The sequence below is a fragment of the Mesoflavibacter profundi genome (genome assembly GCF_014764305.1).
Lineage (GTDB): Bacteria > Bacteroidota > Bacteroidia > Flavobacteriales > Flavobacteriaceae > Mesoflavibacter > Mesoflavibacter profundi.
The window spans coordinates 48656-66262 of record NZ_CP061703.1; the positions used below are offsets into that span (position 1 = coordinate 48656).

20 protein-coding genes are annotated in these 17607 nt (G+C 30.5%); 6 read left to right on the top strand and 14 right to left on the bottom strand.

What is annotated here, in order from left to right; genetic code table 11:
• Positions 1–130: 130 nt before the first annotated feature.
• From IFB02_RS00250 to rpsF, 5 genes are all read right to left on the bottom strand, one after another.
• Entirely contained in the window at positions 131–601 is a 471-nt protein-coding gene (locus IFB02_RS00250; RefSeq protein WP_106689018.1) for a DUF6495 family protein, read from the bottom strand.
• Positions 602–613: 12 nt separating this feature from the next.
• Entirely contained in the window at positions 614–1498 is an 885-nt protein-coding gene (locus IFB02_RS00255) for a glycerophosphodiester phosphodiesterase family protein (protein WP_223878854.1), read from the bottom strand.
• A gap of 82 nt (positions 1499–1580) precedes the next feature.
• A complete protein-coding gene (rplI, locus tag IFB02_RS00260; RefSeq protein WP_106689019.1) occupies positions 1581–2033 on the bottom strand; it encodes a 50S ribosomal protein L9 in 453 nt (150 codons plus the stop codon).
• Positions 2034–2046: 13 nt separating this feature from the next.
• Positions 2047–2343, bottom strand: a complete 297-nt coding sequence (rpsR, locus tag IFB02_RS00265; protein ID WP_027878687.1) for a 30S ribosomal protein S18 — start codon at positions 2341–2343, stop codon at positions 2047–2049.
• Positions 2344–2348: 5 nt separating this feature from the next.
• Entirely contained in the window at positions 2349–2687 is a 339-nt protein-coding gene (gene rpsF / locus IFB02_RS00270; protein ID WP_106689020.1) for a 30S ribosomal protein S6, read from the bottom strand.
• A gap of 219 nt (positions 2688–2906) precedes the next feature.
• Here rpsF and IFB02_RS00275 point away from each other — a divergent pair, with 219 nt between their 5' ends.
• Positions 2907–3602, top strand: coding sequence for a LytR/AlgR family response regulator transcription factor (locus tag IFB02_RS00275; RefSeq protein WP_106689021.1), 696 nt, complete (start codon positions 2907–2909; stop codon positions 3600–3602).
• Between the two features lie 67 nt (positions 3603–3669).
• Here the strand turns inward: IFB02_RS00275 and priA are convergent, their stop codons facing one another.
• From priA to nadC, 4 genes are read right to left on the bottom strand one after another with little or no spacing between them, the layout of a single operon-like run.
• Complete coding sequence (priA, locus tag IFB02_RS00280; protein WP_370215076.1) at positions 3670–6123, bottom strand: replication restart helicase PriA; 2454 nt, start codon at positions 6121–6123, stop codon at positions 3670–3672.
• A 20-nt stretch (positions 6124–6143) separates the two neighbouring features.
• Entirely contained in the window at positions 6144–6557 is a 414-nt protein-coding gene (locus IFB02_RS00285; RefSeq protein ID WP_106689023.1) for a DUF2147 domain-containing protein, read from the bottom strand.
• A gap of 1 nt (position 6558) precedes the next feature.
• On the bottom strand, positions 6559–7491 hold the full coding sequence (locus IFB02_RS00290) for a YihY/virulence factor BrkB family protein (RefSeq protein ID WP_106689024.1): 933 nt from the start codon (positions 7489–7491) through the stop codon (positions 6559–6561).
• Between the two features lie 45 nt (positions 7492–7536).
• Entirely contained in the window at positions 7537–8397 is an 861-nt protein-coding gene (gene nadC, locus IFB02_RS00295) for a carboxylating nicotinate-nucleotide diphosphorylase (RefSeq protein ID WP_106689025.1), read from the bottom strand.
• Positions 8398–8509: 112 nt separating this feature from the next.
• Between nadC and rlmH the strand changes: the two genes are divergently transcribed.
• A complete protein-coding gene (rlmH, locus tag IFB02_RS00300) occupies positions 8510–8983 on the top strand; it encodes a 23S rRNA (pseudouridine(1915)-N(3))-methyltransferase RlmH (protein ID WP_106689026.1) in 474 nt (157 codons plus the stop codon).
• A 2-nt stretch (positions 8984–8985) separates the two neighbouring features.
• Here rlmH and IFB02_RS00305 read toward each other — a convergent pair whose 3' ends face one another.
• Positions 8986–9165, bottom strand: coding sequence for a hypothetical protein (locus tag IFB02_RS00305; protein ID WP_106689027.1), 180 nt, complete (start codon positions 9163–9165; stop codon positions 8986–8988).
• An 85-nt stretch (positions 9166–9250) separates the two neighbouring features.
• The gene (gene hpf, locus IFB02_RS00310) at positions 9251–9547 is read right to left on the bottom strand and encodes a ribosome hibernation-promoting factor, HPF/YfiA family (protein WP_106689028.1); all 297 of its coding nucleotides are present in this window, start codon (positions 9545–9547) and stop codon (positions 9251–9253) included.
• A gap of 133 nt (positions 9548–9680) precedes the next feature.
• On the opposite strand from hpf, the gene IFB02_RS00315 reads away from it, so the two are divergent.
• From IFB02_RS00315 to IFB02_RS00325, 3 genes are all read left to right on the top strand, one after another.
• Entirely contained in the window at positions 9681–10262 is a 582-nt protein-coding gene (locus tag IFB02_RS00315; protein ID WP_106689029.1) for a non-canonical purine NTP diphosphatase, read from the top strand.
• 211 nt (positions 10263–10473) lie between these two features.
• Positions 10474–12267: a DEAD/DEAH box helicase gene (locus IFB02_RS00320; RefSeq protein WP_106689030.1), complete on the top strand. Its 1794-nt coding sequence runs from the start codon at positions 10474–10476 to the stop codon at positions 12265–12267.
• Positions 12268–12354: 87 nt separating this feature from the next.
• The gene (locus IFB02_RS00325) at positions 12355–13185 is read left to right on the top strand and encodes a carboxypeptidase-like regulatory domain-containing protein (protein ID WP_106689031.1); all 831 of its coding nucleotides are present in this window, start codon (positions 12355–12357) and stop codon (positions 13183–13185) included.
• A gap of 98 nt (positions 13186–13283) precedes the next feature.
• Here the strand turns inward: IFB02_RS00325 and IFB02_RS00330 are convergent, their stop codons facing one another.
• Positions 13284–13937, bottom strand: coding sequence for a TrmH family RNA methyltransferase (locus IFB02_RS00330; RefSeq protein WP_106689032.1), 654 nt, complete (start codon positions 13935–13937; stop codon positions 13284–13286).
• Positions 13938–13974: 37 nt separating this feature from the next.
• Here IFB02_RS00330 and IFB02_RS00335 point away from each other — a divergent pair, with 37 nt between their 5' ends.
• Positions 13975–14652, top strand: coding sequence for a Sir2 family NAD-dependent protein deacetylase (locus IFB02_RS00335; protein ID WP_106689033.1), 678 nt, complete (start codon positions 13975–13977; stop codon positions 14650–14652).
• On the opposite strand, the gene IFB02_RS00340 is transcribed toward IFB02_RS00335, so the two are convergent.
• Together IFB02_RS00340 and IFB02_RS00345 are read right to left on the bottom strand one after the other, a co-directional pair.
• Entirely contained in the window at positions 14653–16290 is a 1638-nt protein-coding gene (locus IFB02_RS00340; protein WP_191072889.1) for an ABC-F family ATP-binding cassette domain-containing protein, read from the bottom strand.
• Between the two features lie 64 nt (positions 16291–16354).
• On the bottom strand, positions 16355–17590 hold the full coding sequence (locus IFB02_RS00345) for a glycosyltransferase (RefSeq protein ID WP_223878855.1): 1236 nt from the start codon (positions 17588–17590) through the stop codon (positions 16355–16357).
• Between the last annotated feature and the right edge of the window lie 17 nt (positions 17591–17607).

A 17607-nucleotide genomic window follows, 5' to 3' on the forward strand; every position in this document is an offset into this window, starting at 1 on the left:
TCACTTAGACAAGCTAAATGCGATAAATTGATTTATGTTTATCTTGTTAAAACAATAACAAAAATAGTAGTTTAGTTACAAATAACGAAAGTTAATTACTAGGATTAGTAGCTATTAATTTTTGACAATTTTAATTTATTAAATTGTTCATATACTCGTACAACTCGCCTTTTGTAATTATACTACCTTGTTGAATAAGTTTAAAAATGTCTTGATTTTTATCTTCTGTATAATCTTTTCGTGCTTGAGCAAATTCTACATTTTCATCCATTAAGTTATTACGTAACCATTCAAATCCTTCAGCTGTTGTAACATCTAGATTCTCTTTATTTATTTTTATACCTATAAGATGCATATGATCTTCGTTTAAGGCAAATAAATGGATGTTTTGAGGCGATATATGCTCTAAATATTTTGCTGCAGTTAATACGCCTTCCCAAACTAAATCACTAAAAACATCTAGCTCTTGTTCGGCTACTTCGGGTTTATCGGTTTTTATAGTTTGCCACTCATCTGCTGTGATAGATTGTGTGGCTAAAAAATTGATAAATTCTTGGTGCAACTCTTCAAATTGTTCTTTTGTTAGTCTTGCGTATTTCATTTTTATAATAGTTTAATTTTGTAATGCTTTTGCTACTTCAAACGGTCTATCTGTTGCAATTACATCTATTCCTTTAGATTTCCAATATTTATATAATGTATCAGATTTTGCTTGAGCTTGTTTATCTAAATTCCCCAATGTACCTAATATAGTTTTTACTCCTATTTTATGTATGGCTTGGTATAAACTATCTGAAGAAAGCCTAGTTCCTGTAAACGCTAACATATTTTGGGTTGGTATTTTAGAATTTAGCAACCAATCTAATTCATTAGAATTTCTTGCAGAAACTGATAATAATAAATTTGGTGCTAATTGATAAGCTTGTGTGGCTTGCTTTATATCGTAAGTAATTAATACAACTTGATCTTGCGCTTGTAATTGATCTATAAGTTTTACAATTGCACTGTAATCTACACTTCTTTTTTTGTCTAATGTTAGGACAATATTGTGTGTTTTAGCAAACTCTAACACAGATGTTAATGTCGGAATTTTATAATTAGTAATGTTACCAAAGTCATCTACTAAATTATAGTTTTGTAATTCTTTATAAGTGTAATTTGTTAATTTACCTGTTCCTGTTGTAGTTCTGTCTAAACTATTATCGTGCATTAACACCAAAATACTGTCTTTGGTTTGTGCAATATCAATTTCAAAAATAGCATTAATGCTATCTTTAATATATTTAATAGTTTCTAGACAGTTTTCTGGATAATTTTTTAATCCTTTTCCACCACGATGCACACTAATTATAGTTGTATCGGATTTGGTGTAAGCAAACTTTTCTAATAAGATTGATTTACTTTTTGGATTTACTTGAGTAGATGCTGTACTATTATTTTGTTTACACGAATAACCTAATAATAGTATTACAACTAATAATATTTTATTTAAAGACACGATATAAATTATAGGTATTAATTAAATTAAAAAAACCGTTTAGACTAATCCAAACGGTTTTTTAATTATGTTTATTTTGAAATTAGTTAGCTTCTGCAACTACATCAAAAGTAAAGTTTTTTACAACTTGTCTGTGGAAACGTAACGTAGCTTCGTATTGACCAGTACGTTTGATATTTCCTCCAGCTATAGAAACGAATTTTTTATCTAAAGATACTCCTTCTTTTTCTAAAGCTTCTGCTAAGTCTGCATTAGTGATAGATCCAAATAATTTATCTCCTGCTCCAGCTTTAGCTGTTAATTTTACTTCTATTTCGTTTAATTTAGCAGCTAAAGTTTCTGCTTCATCAACTACTTTCTTTTCTTTAAAAGCACGTTGCTTTAAAGTTTCTTCTAAAACTTTTTTAGCAGAGCTTGTTGCTAAAACAGCTTTTCCTGTTGGGATTAAAAAGTTTCTACCATAACCGTTCTTAACTGTTACAACATCGTCTTTAAATCCTAAATTTTCAACGTCTTGTTTTAATATAAGTTCCATTGTTATGATATTTTTATTTTAATAAATCTGTTACGTATGGTAACAATGCTAAGTGACGAGCTCTTTTTACAGCTACAGACACTTTTCTTTGATATTTTAAAGATGTACCTGTTAAACGTCTTGGTAAAATTTTACCTTGCTCGTTAACAAAGTTTAATAACCAGTCTGCATCTTTGTAATCTACATACTTAATACCAGACTTTTTAAAACGACAATACTTTTTAGTCTTGTTAGTTTCTATATTTAAAGGAGTTAAATATCTAATTTCTCCTTCTTTTTTTCCTTTTGCTTGTTGTTCGATACTTGCCATGATGATTACGCTTTTTGTTTAAGTTTTTCTCTTCTACGTTCTGCCCAAGCAACAGCATGTTTGTCCATTGCTACAGTTAAGTAACGCATAAAACGCTCGTCACGTCTAAATTCTAATTCTAATGGCTCAATAGCTTCTCCTGCTACTTGATACTCAAATAAGTGATAAAAACCACTTTTTTTGTTTTGAATTGGGTAAGCTAACTTCTTTAATCCCCAATCTTCTTTAGATATCATCTTAGCGCCTCTAGAAACAAGAAAATCTTCGTATTTCTTTACTGTCTCCTTTATCTGAGTTTCAGATAAAACGGGATTTAAGATGAAAACAGTTTCATAATGATTCATAAAAATCTATTTTATTTGTTAAAAATGAGTGCAAAAATAGTTCTTTTTATTTAATCTCACAATAATAACAGTAAAATAATAGCTTATAAATACAATGAGTAAATACACTTTATCGAAAAAAGTTAAAGTTTTATTAAAAAAAACAGTTAACCGATGTTTTTTGGTTTTTAACCGAATTTTTTGTACTATTGTCGATAACTTAACCTAAATACATACGCTATGATATTAAATTGTGTAGTTGTGGACGATTCGGCAATTCAAAGATTGTCAATAGTTAAACTAATTGAAGGCAATAATAATTTAAACCTAATTGCTGAATATAGTAGTGCATTAGAAACTAAAAACGGTCTTAATACACATAAGGTGGATCTTATCTTTTTAGATATAGAAATGCCTGTTCTTAATGGTTTTGAATTATTAGACGTACTTAATAATAAGCCACAAATTATTTTTGTGACTGGAAAAACAGAGTATGCTTTTAAAGCTTTTAATTACGATGCTACAGATTATTTACAAAAACCAATCTCTAGAGATCGTTTTACACAAGCAGTAGAAAAAGCGGTAGAACAACATAAACTTAAGCAAGATTATAGCCAAGAAGAAGGCGAACATATCTTTGTAAAGAGTAATCTTAAAAAACGTAAAGTTTACATAAAAGACATTAAATGGATTGAAGCACTTGGTGATTATGTAAAACTTGTTACAGAAGATACTAGCCTTGTAGTATTATCTACAATGAAAGCTTTTGAAAAAGAATTACCTGAAGGAAAGTTTTTAAGAATACACAAATCTTACATCGTAAATCTTGATAAAATTGACAGATTTAATAGTAAGAATGTAGAAGTTGGCGCTTATGAAATACCGTTAAGTAGAAACAAGAAAACACAATTAGTCGAAGCTTTAAATAGCATTTAATTAAATACTTACTCATAATTATAAATCCCGTTTCAGAAAATGAAACGGGATTTTTTATGACATCTATTTAATAATTATCCACATTCATTATTAGGCGTACAGATTTAAAATCTCCAATTGCATTAAAACTTGCCTCTACCCTTTTTATAGCTTCTTTTGTTTTCCCTAAATGTTGTCCTTGTGGTATTTTAATCAATATATTTTTATGATACTGATTTCTAATTCTTGATACTGGCGGAAATTCTGGTCCTAAAACATTGTTTTTAAATAATTGCACCAACGCTTTTGTTAACCAATCTGCAGCCAAATTCACTTTATTGTAATCACGATGTTTTATAGTAATCTTTATTAATCTATAAAAAGGCGGATATTTATAATTATAACGATCGTCTAACTGCTCTTTATACATTGCCAAGTAATCGTTGGTAGAGACTTGCTGTAGTATTTTATGATAAGGATTATAGGTTTGTATTAATACTTTACCTCTTTGCGATGTTCTTCCTGCTCTACCAGACACTTGTAGCATTAATTGAAAACTTCTTTCGTGCGCTCTAAAATCTGGAAAATTAAGCATATTATCGGCATTCATAATACCTACTAATTTAACATTTCTAAAATCTAATCCTTTAGTCAACATTTGCGTACCAACTAAAACATCTAATTCTTGTTGCTGAAAAGCTGTAATTATTTTTTCGTAACCAAACTTACCTCTTGTAGTATCTAAATCCATTCTACCAACTTTGACCTCTGGAAAAAGCTGCTTTACCTCTGCTTCTATTTGCTCTGTTCCAAACCCTTTTGTATCTAAATCTGGTGTACCACAAGCCATACATTTTTGTTGCATCGCTATACCATAACCACAATAATGACATCGTAATTGTTTACGATATTGATGGTAGGTTAAACTTACATCGCAATTAGGACATTGTGGCGAGTGACCACAAGTTGTACATTCTACAATTGGTGAATAACCACGTCTATTTTGAAAAAGTATGATTTGTAATCCTTCTTCTAATGCTTCTGTCATTTCTTCTATTAACCTATCAGAAAAATGACCTTTCATGCGTTTTCTTTTGTGCTTATCTTTTATATCTACCAGTTCTATATCTGGCATTTGCACATTGTTATAACGTCTTTTAATTTCCGCTAAACCATATTTACTTTCGGTTGCATTGTAATAACTTTCTAAGCTTGGTGTTGCGCTTCCTAACACTGTTTTTGCATTAAACAAAGACGCTAAAACTACCGCAACATCTCTTGCATTATATCTTGGTGCTGGATCAAATTGTTTAAAAGATTGTTCGTGCTCTTCGTCTACTATAATTAATCCTAAATTATTAAAAGGCAAAAATATAGACGATCGCGCTCCTAAAATTACCTTTGCTTTATTAGAGTTTTCTAAAACATTATTATATACTTCTACTCGCTCGTGTGCCGAATATTTGCTATGAAAAACCGCCACTTGCTCTCCAAAATAATCTTGTAAACGACTTACTAACTGCGTTGTTAATGCTATTTCTGGAAGTAAATACAAGACTTGTTTTCCTTGCGCAACAATACTCTCGATTAGTTTTACATAAACTTCGGTTTTACCTGAAGATGTTACACCGTGAAGCAATACTACATTTTGACTTTCAAAATTTGTATTTATTTGCTGAAGCGCTTCTGTTTGGTATTGGTTTAACTGTTTTGTGTCTTCATTATCTTCTCCTTCGTATTGAATACGATCGGTTTGAATATGATAATCTTCTAATATATTTTTATCAATTAAAGTTTTAATGGTTGAAGACGTTGTTTTACTAACCTCTATCAAATCTGAAACCTTAACCGGTTTTTTAGTTTTGGCAGAAATGGAAAAGAGATTTAAAATCACCTCTTTTTGTTTGGTTGCGTTTTTATTAAGATCGTCTAGTAATGCATTTAAAGCAGCTTCTGAAGTATACTGGTTACTTAACTTGACATATCTTACGTACTTTGGTTTGTATTTGTCGTAAATTTCTTCATTTAGAATTATAGCTTCTTTTTCGACTAATCGTTTAACAACCGGAAGCACATTTTTTTTATCTAAAATACTTGATATGTCTTGAATTTTTAGCGATGACTGATGTTGTAAGGCTTCGTAAATTAAAAATTCGTCGTCTTTTAATTCTTCATCATTAATAACGCTATTCTTGTTAGGACTTATAATTGTTTCACTTTCTAATAAAAAAGCATTTGGTAAGGCTGCACGCATAACTTCGCCTTCTGTACACATATAATATTTAGCAATCCATTGCCATAATTTAAGCTGTTGCTGTGTAACTATTGGCGCTTCATCTAAAATTTGATGTATCTCTTTTGCCTCATAAATTAAAGGTGCAGTTTGATGGATATTTGCGACTATTCCTGTGTAGATTTTAGTTTTACCAAACGGAATAGAAACACGCATACCGATTTGTAAAAACTCACTTTCGGCTTGCGTTATACTGTAAGTAAAGCGTTTTTCTAACGGAATTGGTAAAATGACGTCTATAAAATGCAAATTAATTGTTGTTTAAAAAGTTATTTTACTTTTTCCCAGTATTGTGTAGAATATATAAATCCAAGATAACCTCTTACTTGAAGTTGTCCTTTTTCATTTATTGCGAGTCTTAATTTGTAAGTGTTACCATTTTGAGGATCTATGATGGTTCCGTGCTTGTAATAGTCGCCATCTTTCACTGCATCTTTTATAATTTTTAATCCTAAGATTGGCTTGTTATAATCTTCGCCTTCACATTTTGTACACAAAGCATTTACTTTATTTTGGTCATTTATTTTGACTATTTTACCGTAAACAACTCCGTTTTCCTCATATATTTTTACTACAGATTTTTTTTCACCTTCGTTATTAATTGTTTGCCATTCGCCAAAAATATCCTGAGCAGATATTGACAAACTGAAAAACAAGAGTAATAATGTGATGTATGTTTTCATCTTAAAAACTTTTTCTAAGTTGTTTTAGTGAAATATTAAGCTCAAAACCTAACAGTAAAATATTGGCGTTTAACCAAAGATAAAAAAGCAATATTAGTAATGCGCCGATAGATCCATAAAGTTCGTTGTATTTTGCAAAATTTTCTATGTAAATTCCAAATAAAAACGAAGTCACCATTATTAGCAATGTTGTAAATAATGCACCAACCGAGAAAAACTTGGACGTTTTTCCTTCTGCTGTTCCAAAATAATATAAAACAGCTGTTGCTAAATACACCATTATTATAAAGAACACGTATTGCGCAAAACTTGCCCAAAAACCGATATCTCTATTACTAATAAAACCTCGATCTCTTAAAGGCGCTAATACATATATTTGAAAATATCCTAAAACTGCAACGGTTACAATTAGTAAAAAACATAATATTAATGCAATTCCTAAAGCGTATAAATACTGCTTGACTACATTACGTGTTAATTGATCATGATACGATTTTTCAAAGCCAGAAAATAGTGCATTTACACCATTTGCCATTAAAAAAATAGATAACACAAACACAGAAGATAATAATCCGCCTTGTTGGTTGCTGGTTTTTAAATTTTCGAAAATATTTTCAAAGAAAAAATCTGTTGTAGTTGGCGGTAAAACAGATTCTAGAAATACTAAAAAATCATTTTGAAACTCTTCTATTGGAATTAACGGAATTACAATTATAACAAATAATAAAAACGGAAATAACGCCATAAAAAAGCTATATGCAATAGCACTTGCTCTAGCTGTTAAAGCGCCTTTTGCTATACCAATCACATATAATTCTATCAAATCATATAATGATAAACCTTCTAAACCTGGTAGTTTTATTTTACTCATTAACTTAACTAATAAGTTTACTACCGGAATTTTATTTAGTTTATCCTCTATAGCTTTAGACATAATTTATTAAATGAAATTTTTAAGTAACTTCTATTGCTAACTAATTTAATCTACTGCTTTTAAACTTAAATCTTTATTGTAAACCGAGTGTGTTAACGCTCCAGAAGAAATGTAATCTACACCACAAAGTGCGTAATCTCTAATGGTATTTTCGTTAATTCCTCCAGAACTTTCGGTTAAGCATTTGTCACCAATTAATCTAACTGCTTCTCTAGTATCTTCATAATTAAAATTATCTATTAGAATACGATAAACACCTTCAGATTTTAATATTTCTTTAATTTCATCAAGGTTTCTAGCTTCAACAATAATTTTTAAATCACGGTTTGTGTCTTTTAAATATTGTTTAGTTTTATCTATTGCTTTTGTAATTCCTCCAGCAAAATCTATATGGTTATCTTTAAGCATAATCATATCGTATAATGCAAAACGATGATTTTCTCCGCCACCTATTTTTACAGCCCATTTTTCTAATGCTCTAATACCTGGCGTTGTTTTACGCGTATCTAATACTTTAGTACCTGTACCTTCTAACAGATCTACAAATTCTCTTGTTTTTGTAGCAATAGCACTCATACGCTGCATGGCATTTAACACTAAACGTTCGGCTTTTAAAATAGATTGAGACGCACCTGTAACATAAAATACAATATCACCGTATTTAACATGACTTCCGTCTTCTATCAAAGTTTCTATTTCCATTTTAGGATCTACAAAATGAAATACTTTTTTAGCAAACTCTACACCAGCAATTACACCTTCGTCTTTAACTAATAACTTGGCTTTACCTTGTGATGTAGCAGGAATACATGCTAAACTACTATGGTCACCATCTCCTACATCTTCTCTAATGGCGTTGGCTATAATTAATTCTATCTCTTTATCAAATTGTTGTTGACTGATCATTATATTTTGTTTTGTGTAAAAATAGTAAATTGAATATGGAAATTAGATTATACATTTATGAAATTTAAGCTTAATTTTTATCTTTCCAGAATCTTAAATCGTAAATTTGAACATGACTATAAAATTACTTGCTATAGGAAAAACAGACAATAAGCAACTACAATTACTTATTGACGATTACACAAAACGTTTAGGATTTTACATAAAGTTTGAATTAGAGATAATTCCCGATTTAAAAAAAGTTAAAAATCTTAGCGAAGACCAGCAAAAACAAAAAGAAGGCGAACTTATCTTATCCAAAATAACGACTACAGACGTATTAATTTTGTTAGATGAAAACGGTAAACAATACGATAGTGTACAATTTTCAAACTACCTTCAAAAGCACATGAATTCTGGTATAAAACAACTTGTTTTTGTAATTGGTGGACCGTATGGATTTAGCCAAGATGTATACAATGCTGCAAGAGGAAAAGTATCTTTATCTAAAATGACATTTTCGCACCAAATGGTACGTTTATTTATGATAGAACAACTATATCGTGGTTTTACCATTTTAAAAAACGAACCTTATCACCATAGATAAGGCTATTTAATACAAGTATTTTGTGTCTTTTTAAATTTACTTAAAAATCCATTAGATACTGTAGATAATCCAATAATTACAATAAAAAAGATGTTGTAATTTTCATGATCTTTAAATAAAATAGCAGACAATAAAATAACCGTTGCCCAAATAATTGCGTTGTATATAAGTAAATGTTTCATACAAATATGACGCTATTAAATTTAAAACGTTACAAAAAAAGGGTTGTAATATTTAAAACATTACAACCCTTTCTAATATAGTAAATTAATAGCTTGCAAATGTTTGCTTTCTTTTTTTAAGTTGTTTTTCAAGATCTTTAATAGTATGCTTTACAGCTTGCTCAAAATTATCTTCGGTAGAAGTAGCAAAAATCCTTGGACCAGGTACGCTTAATTCTATTTTACAAATTTTATCTTGTGTTGGATTATTTCTTTTATCAAAATGTACTTCGGCATTAATTATCCAATCAAATTTTTGTGATAAGTTTTTAAGTTTATCTGTGACATAAGTGTTAATAGATTCGCTATTTAACATATGTAAGTATTGAATATTTACAGTCATAATATTAGGTTTAAAGATTCATATATATTCAAATTTACGACTTATCAGGCATCTAAAAAATGACAAAAATCATATAATAATAAAGCCTAATCCTATTAAAAAAATATAACTTTGTTTTTAAATTTAAGACCTAATGAAACTTGTTTTTGCAACCAACAATCTAAATAAATTAAAAGAAGTACAACAATTAATTCCCAATACAATCACACTACTTAGTCTTAAAGACATCGGTTGTTTTGAAGATATACCAGAAACCCAAAATACCATAGAAGGTAACGCTATCCAAAAAGCAGAGTATATTAAAAACAACTATGGATACGACTGTTTTGCAGATGATACAGGATTAGAAGTTGAAGCTTTAAATAACCAACCTGGAGTTTTTAGTGCACGGTATGCTGGTCCACAACGCAATGCAAATGATAATATGGATTTATTACTTAGTAATTTAAAAGACAAACCTAACCGTAATGCCCAATTTAAAACAGTAATTGCACTACACTTAAACAATATATTAAATACGTTTACAGGAATTTGTAAAGGTGAAATTACAACCGAAAAACACGGCGTAAAAGGGTTTGGCTACGATCCTATTTTTAAACCAGAAGATTATCAAGATACGTTTGCGCAGATGGATTTAGAATTAAAAAACAAAATCGGTCATCGTGGTAAAGCTGTACAATCACTGGTCAAATTTTTAAACAACATCGATATATAAACCATTTATTTTAAAGCACTTAAACAATTTTTAACTTAATATATTAATTCTCAAATAAAACACTATCTTTGCACGCTGAAACTCAAACTGGTTTTTGAGAAAATATTCCTCAGAGAGAGGATGTGTTACTAGAAGTTTTAGGGTTAAGTAAGTTCAATGCGCTTCTTTAGGTAACACCAATAATTATGCAATTGAATACTTAATACTTAGAATGAGCACATTCCAACAACTTGGACTTGATGCAGATTTGCTACAAGCCATTAACGACTTAGGTTTTGAAACACCAAGTGAAGTACAACAAAAAGCAATTCCTATTTTATTAGAAAGCGATCGTGACTTAGTCGCGTTAGCACAAACAGGAACAGGTAAAACTGCTGCTTTTGGTTTTCCTATGTTACAAAAAATAGATCCTAGTAGTCGTACAACACAAGGATTAATCTTATCACCTACTAGAGAACTTTGTCTTCAAATCACTAACGAGATGAAGCTATACGGTAAATACCTAAACGGACTTAACGTTACTGCAATTTACGGTGGATCAAGCATTACAGAACAGGCAAAACAAGTAAAACGTGGTGCGCAAATTATTGTTGCAACACCAGGTAGAATGAAGGATATGATAAGCCGTAAACTAGTAGATATTTCTAAAATTGAATACGCGGTTTTAGATGAAGCAGATGAAATGCTTAACATGGGATTTTATGAAGATATTAATGATATATTAGCTAACACACCAATAGATAAAAGTACTTGGTTATTTAGTGCTACAATGCCAAAGGAAGTCGCTAAAATAGCAAAAGACTTTATGTCAGATCCTTTAGAAGTTACTGTAGGTAATAAAAACGAAAGTACTACTAACGTATCACATGAGTATTACTTAGTTAACTCTAGAGATCGTTATTTAGCTTTAAAACGTTTAGCAGATGCAAATCCAGATATTTTTTCGGTAGTATTTTGTCGTACAAAACGAGACACTCAAAAAGTTGCCGAAAAACTTATTGAAGATGGATACAACGCTGGCGCATTACATGGAGACTTAAGCCAAAACCAACGTGATTTGGTAATGAAGTCTTTTAGAAACAATCAAATACAAATGCTTGTAGCAACAGATGTTGCTGCACGTGGTATAGATGTAGATGATGTTACACACGTAATAAACTACCAATTACCAGACGAAATCGAAACCTACACACACCGTTCTGGTCGTACTGGTCGTGCTGGTAAAACAGGAGTTTCTATGGTAATAGTTTCTAAAAGTGAGGTAAGAAAAATTAAAAGTATAGAGCGTATTATAAAACGCCAATTTGATAAAAAAGAATTACCAAGCGGAATAGAAATTTGTGAAGTACAACTTATGTCTTTAGCTAATAAAGTACATAATACCGAAATTAATCACGAAATAGACGCATATTTACCTAGCATAAACGAAATTTTTGAAGATACATCTAAGGACGAATTAATTAAAAAATTCTTCTCTGTAGAATTCTCAAGATTTTTCAATTACTACAAAAACTCAAAAAACTTAAATGTAGAAGCTAGTAGCAGCGATAGTAATCGTGGTGAATCAAGTGGTAATTCTACTAGATACTTTATAAACGTTGGTCGTAAAGATGGTTACGACTGGATGAAATTAAAAGACTATTTAAAAGAAGTATTACAATTAGGTCGCGACGATGTATTTAAAGTAGATGTAAAAGATAGTTTTTCATTTTTTAATACAGAAAAAGAGCACCAAGATAAAGTCTTAGAATTCTTTACAGATTACAAAGAAAACGGTCGATTTATTAATGTTGAAATTACTGAAGATCGCGGAAGAAGAGATCGCAAAAGAGGCGATAGAAACCGTCGTGATGGAGGCAATAGAAGACGAAGAAACGACAATAATAATTCTGAAAAACGCTCTAGACGTAGTAACGATAGTGCGCCTAAAAAAGGAAGACGATCAGACCGCGATAAATCTGAATTTAAATCTACTCACGGTAGACCAAGACGTTCTAGACGTTAAACCTTTTTGTTAATATTTAGTCAAATATTAAAGAAGTCGCTATGATTTAGCGATTTCTTTAGTATTTTTAGTGCATTAAATATATAAATGAAACAATTTTTAGCTTTTTTAATAGTTGTTTTAAGTCTTAACTTTAGTTTTGCTCAAAACAAAAAAGACCAAACAACCTCAACAACTGTAGACTCAACAAAAGTAATTTCAGATAATTTTGTTGGTGGTATCATTATAGACGCAACAACAAGACAACCTTTAGAAAATGTAAATGTTGTTAATCTAAACCAAGTTATTGGTACTGCTACAAATAAAGATGGTGAGTTTGAACTTCGTGCAAAAGCTAACGACACATTACACTTATCCTATCTAGGATTTAAATCTGTTAAAGTAAAAGTCACTAACGACTGGTTAAATAAAATAGAAAAATCTACAATTACTTTAACCGAGCTTGCTTTAGCGTTAGAAGAAGTTGTGGTAACCGAGCTAAAATTAACAGGTTACCTAGAAGTAGACATAAAACAAGTTAATACCAATAACAATTACAGATATAGTATAAATGGCTTAAGTACAGGTTATGAAGCCGGTAAAAAACAACCTAATGCTATTAATAAGGTATTAGGATCTATATTTAATCCTTTAGACTTTTTATACAATACCTTTAGTAAAAAAGGTGGCGAATTGCGTAAGTTAAAAAAGATGAAAGAAGACGATAATATTAGAAATACATTAGCGTCTAGATTTGATCGTGATATGCTTACTGCATTATTAGGTGTTACACGTGTAGATTTAGATGAAATTGTTAGTCAATGTAACTACTCTGAAGAGTTTGTAAACACAGCAAACGATCTTCAAATTTTAGATGCTATTAGCGAATGTTATGAAGAGTACAAAGTACTTAACAGAACTCGTAAAAAACGACTTTAGATGCTAGTCGCTAGTTTTTAGTTATAGATTATTGCCTTTTACCTTTTGCCTTTTGCCTTTTGCCTTTTGCCTTTTGCCTTTTGCCTTTTGCCTTTTGCCTAATAAGAATAAAAGCGCACTACAATTTCATCATAACTTTTAATCGTTTTTTTACACCAATCTAATCGTTTTTCTAACTTTTCTTCTTCGGTTAATTGCCAATCAATTTCTGTCTTTTTAAGTTTTGAAGTCGCATGTTGTAAAATAATTGCAGCACTTACTGAAATATTCAAACTTTCGGTAAAACCAACCATTGGTATTTTTAAAAAACAATCTGCTTGCTGTATAACCTCGTCAGACAAACCTTCGGTTTCTCTTCCAAAGAAAAAGCACGACTTTTTAGTAACATCAAAGTCATATAAATCACAATCCTCTGCATGTGGTGTCGTTGCAACTATTTGATAACCTTTAGCTTTTAGATTAGAAATACAATCTTTTACAGAATGAAATCTATTTAAATCTACCCATTTTTGTGCGCCCATTGCAATTTCTCTGTCAATACGTTTAGTATTAACTTCTTCAACAATATTAACCTCTTGTACACCAAAAACATCGCAACTTCTTATAACTGCACTTGTATTATGTAATTGATAAACATCTTCTGTTGCAACGGTAAAATGTTTTGTTCGTTGGTCTAAAACGCTATTAAAACGCTGTAAACGCTTTGCGGTTAAATAGCTTTCTAAATGGTTTAAAAGTTTTATATCTATCATAGTTTTCAAATATAATTTAAAATAGTAATTTGCTAAAATGAAAACACATTTAGTCGTATTAACTGGCGCAGGAATGAGCGCAGAAAGTGGTTTAAAAACCTTTAGAGATGAAAACGGGCTTTGGGAAGGACATGATGTTATGCAAGTTGCTTCGCCGCAAGGATTTGCAAATAATCCAGATTTGGTTTTAGAGTTTTACAACCAACGTCGTAGACAATTAAAAACCGTACAACCCAATAATGCGCATCTTACTTTAGCACAGTTAGAAAATGAGTTTAAAATTTCTATAATTACTCAAAATGTTGACGATTTGCATGAACGTGCTGGCAGCAGTAATGTTACACATTTACATGGCGAATTGTTTAAAGCTAGAAATATAGAAAATAATGAATCTGTTATTGATTGGACAGAAGATATTATTGTAGGTACAAAAGATAAAAATGGCATACAATTACGTCCACATATTGTATGGTTTGGCGAAGATGTACCTTTAATTAATAAAGCCATTTCTATTTGCGAAACAGCAGATATTCTATTAATAATTGGTACCTCTTTACAGGTTTATCCTGCTGCAAACTTAATGCATTATGTACCACAAAACACACCTTCTTTTTACATAGATCCTAATCCAAATATTAGAAGTACACATTCGCTTAAAGTGATTTCTAAAACAGCTACAAATGGAATTAAGGATTTTATAACTATGGTTAAATAATTATTTAGATAAGTTTATTTCGGCTATATTTTTTATTCGATTTCTTTCTAAGAAAGCATCTATAGTTTCAAAATGTTCTATGACTCTTTGGTCTTTAAATTCGAAAACTTTTTTGGATAAACCTTGTAAAAAGTCACGATCATGAGATACTAAAATTAGTGTACCATCAAATTCTAATAATGCTTCTTTTAATACATCTTTAGATTTAAGATCTAAATGATTTGTAGGCTCGTCTAAGATTAACAAGTTTACTGGCTCTAAAAGTAATTTAACCATTGCTAATCTAGTTTTTTCTCCACCAGATAAAACACTTACTTTTTTATCAATATCATCGCCACTAAACATAAAACGACCTAAAATATTTTTTATTTGCGTTCTTATATCGCCTTGTGCTACTTCGTCTACTGTTTGAAAAATAGTTAAATCCTCATCCAATAATGCTGCTTGGTTTTGAGCAAAATAACCCACTTTTACATTGTGTCCTAATTGGCAATCACCTTCTACTTCTATTTGATTTAAGATGGCTTTTATCATAGTAGACTTACCTTCACCATTTCTACCAACAAAACACACTTTTTCACCTCTTGCAATAGACATATTAGCATTTTTAAATACTACTTTATCTTCGTAAGATTTAGATACATCTTTTACAGTTACAGGATAATCTCCAGATCTTGGTGCTGGCGGAAAACGAAGTTTTAAAGAAGAATTATCTATTTCGTCAATTTCAATAATTTCTAATTTTTCAAGCATACGCTCGCGTGAAGCAACTTGATTGGTTTTAGAATAGGTGCCTTTAAAACGCTCTATAAAAGCCATATTATCGGCTATAAATTTTTGCTGTTCTTGATAGGCTTTTAATTGATGACTACGTCTATCTGCACGCAATTGTAGGTAATGCGAATAGTTGGCTTTATAATCGTAAATACGTCCCATTGTAACTTCTATGGTACGATTGGTAATGTTATCAATAAAAGCTTTATCATGAGAGATGACCATTACCGCATTGGCTTTATTAACTAAAAAATCTTCTAGCCAAATTACAGACTCTATATCTATGTGGTTAGTTGGCTCGTCTAATAAAATTAAATCTGGTTTTTGAAGTAAGATTTTTGCTAATTCTATACGCATTCTCCATCCACCAGAAAACTCGCTAGTTTGGCGTGTAAAATCTTCTGGTTTAAATCCAAGACCTTTTAAAGCTTTTTCGACTTCGGCATCATAATTTACATCTTCTAAAGCATAGTATTTTTCGCCTAAATCTGAAACTTGCTCTATAATAGACATATACTCATCACTTTCGTAATCTGTTCTAGTTTCTAATGCTTTGTTAAACTGTTCCATTTGATCTCGCATTTCAAAAACATGTTTAAAAGCTTTTGCTGCTTCTTCAAAAACAGTACAATCATCTTCTGTTAAAAGATGCTGAGGTAAATATGCTATTACAGTTTCTTTTGGTGATCTAACATGACCTCTAGCTGGGTTTTGTACGCCAGCTACAATCTTCATCATTGTAGATTTACCTGCGCCATTTTTACCCATTAAAGCAATTTTATCGGTTGGATTAATTACAAAAGACACATCTTTGAATAACGTTGTACCACTAAATTCTACCGCTAAATTATCTACTGAAATCATATTTAATTACCCTTTATTTTGGGTTGCGAAAGTAATAAAAATCTAAAGTGAAGTGATTATTTTTTTACTTATTCTTCTCTTCTATCCACTTACTCATGTACTTGTTACTTTGTAAGGTATGATGGGTTAACATTTGTCCTATAAAATTTTGTTGTCTATGCGCAACTAAATCTGCTTGTAGGTTTTCTATAGTCTCTATGGTGTCTTTTAAATATATATTTTTATCATATAGCGTATTTAAAATCATAAATCCATTTTTTTGCTTACCTCGCCAATAAATTTTATTGGTATACAATTCTATTGCATGTTTAGCAAATTGTTCTGGATCGTCTGCTATAAACGCATTAGTGTCTCTAATTGTGCCATACATTCCTTCTGCTCCTATCGTAGTTGTAATACATGGTGTACCATTTTGCATAGCGTCTATTAGTTTTCCTTTTAATCCTGCTCCAAATCTTAATGGAGCTAATAAAACTTTTGCATTTTTTACAACTTCGGATACATTATCTGTATAGCCTTTAATTAAAAACCCTTGATGTTTATCTTCCAATTGTTTATGTTTTTGTGCTGCATAAGCACCATAAATATGCATTTGTGCATCTGGTAATTTTTGCCTAATTATTGGCCATATTTCAGATTTTAAAAAACCTATGGCATCTGTATTAGGCTCATGTAAAAAATTACCTATAGTAATAAAGTTGGCTCTTTCTTTAAAATTAGGCACAGCTTTTTGCACCTCTATTGAAATTGGATCCAGCAAGAATGGTAAATAATGTAATAGATTTGGTTTTATACCAAATTGTGTGATTAAAATATCTTGTTCTACTTGAGAAATAATAAAAGTTAAATCACATCTTAATATACTTGCAATCTCTCTTTTTGCGTAATCGTTTTGGAGGTAAGAAATATCAAAAAAAGCGTTATTTTTTAATGCTTCGTGCCTTCCTTTTCGTAAAAAATGTAAATCTTCTGTATCTAATATTTTAAATGCATTTGAGCATTGTTGTGATACACGCCATCCAAATTGTTCTTCGGTCATGAAGCGATCAAACATGACTACGCTTGGATTTAATTTTTTTATAAAAGTATCAAAACTAGAATGGTTTAATTGTATAGTTTCTGTTTTGACTTTTATAGATTTTAAATCAAATGCATTTTCTGTTTTTACACAGGTTGTTGCAAATGTAATCTCATAATTTGCTTTTAAAAACATATTAATGAGTTGTAACATCCTACTTCCTGCTGCAGAACTGTTTGGTTCTGGCCATACAAAACCAATGATTAAGAGGGATTTTTTCAAACTAATATATGGATTAA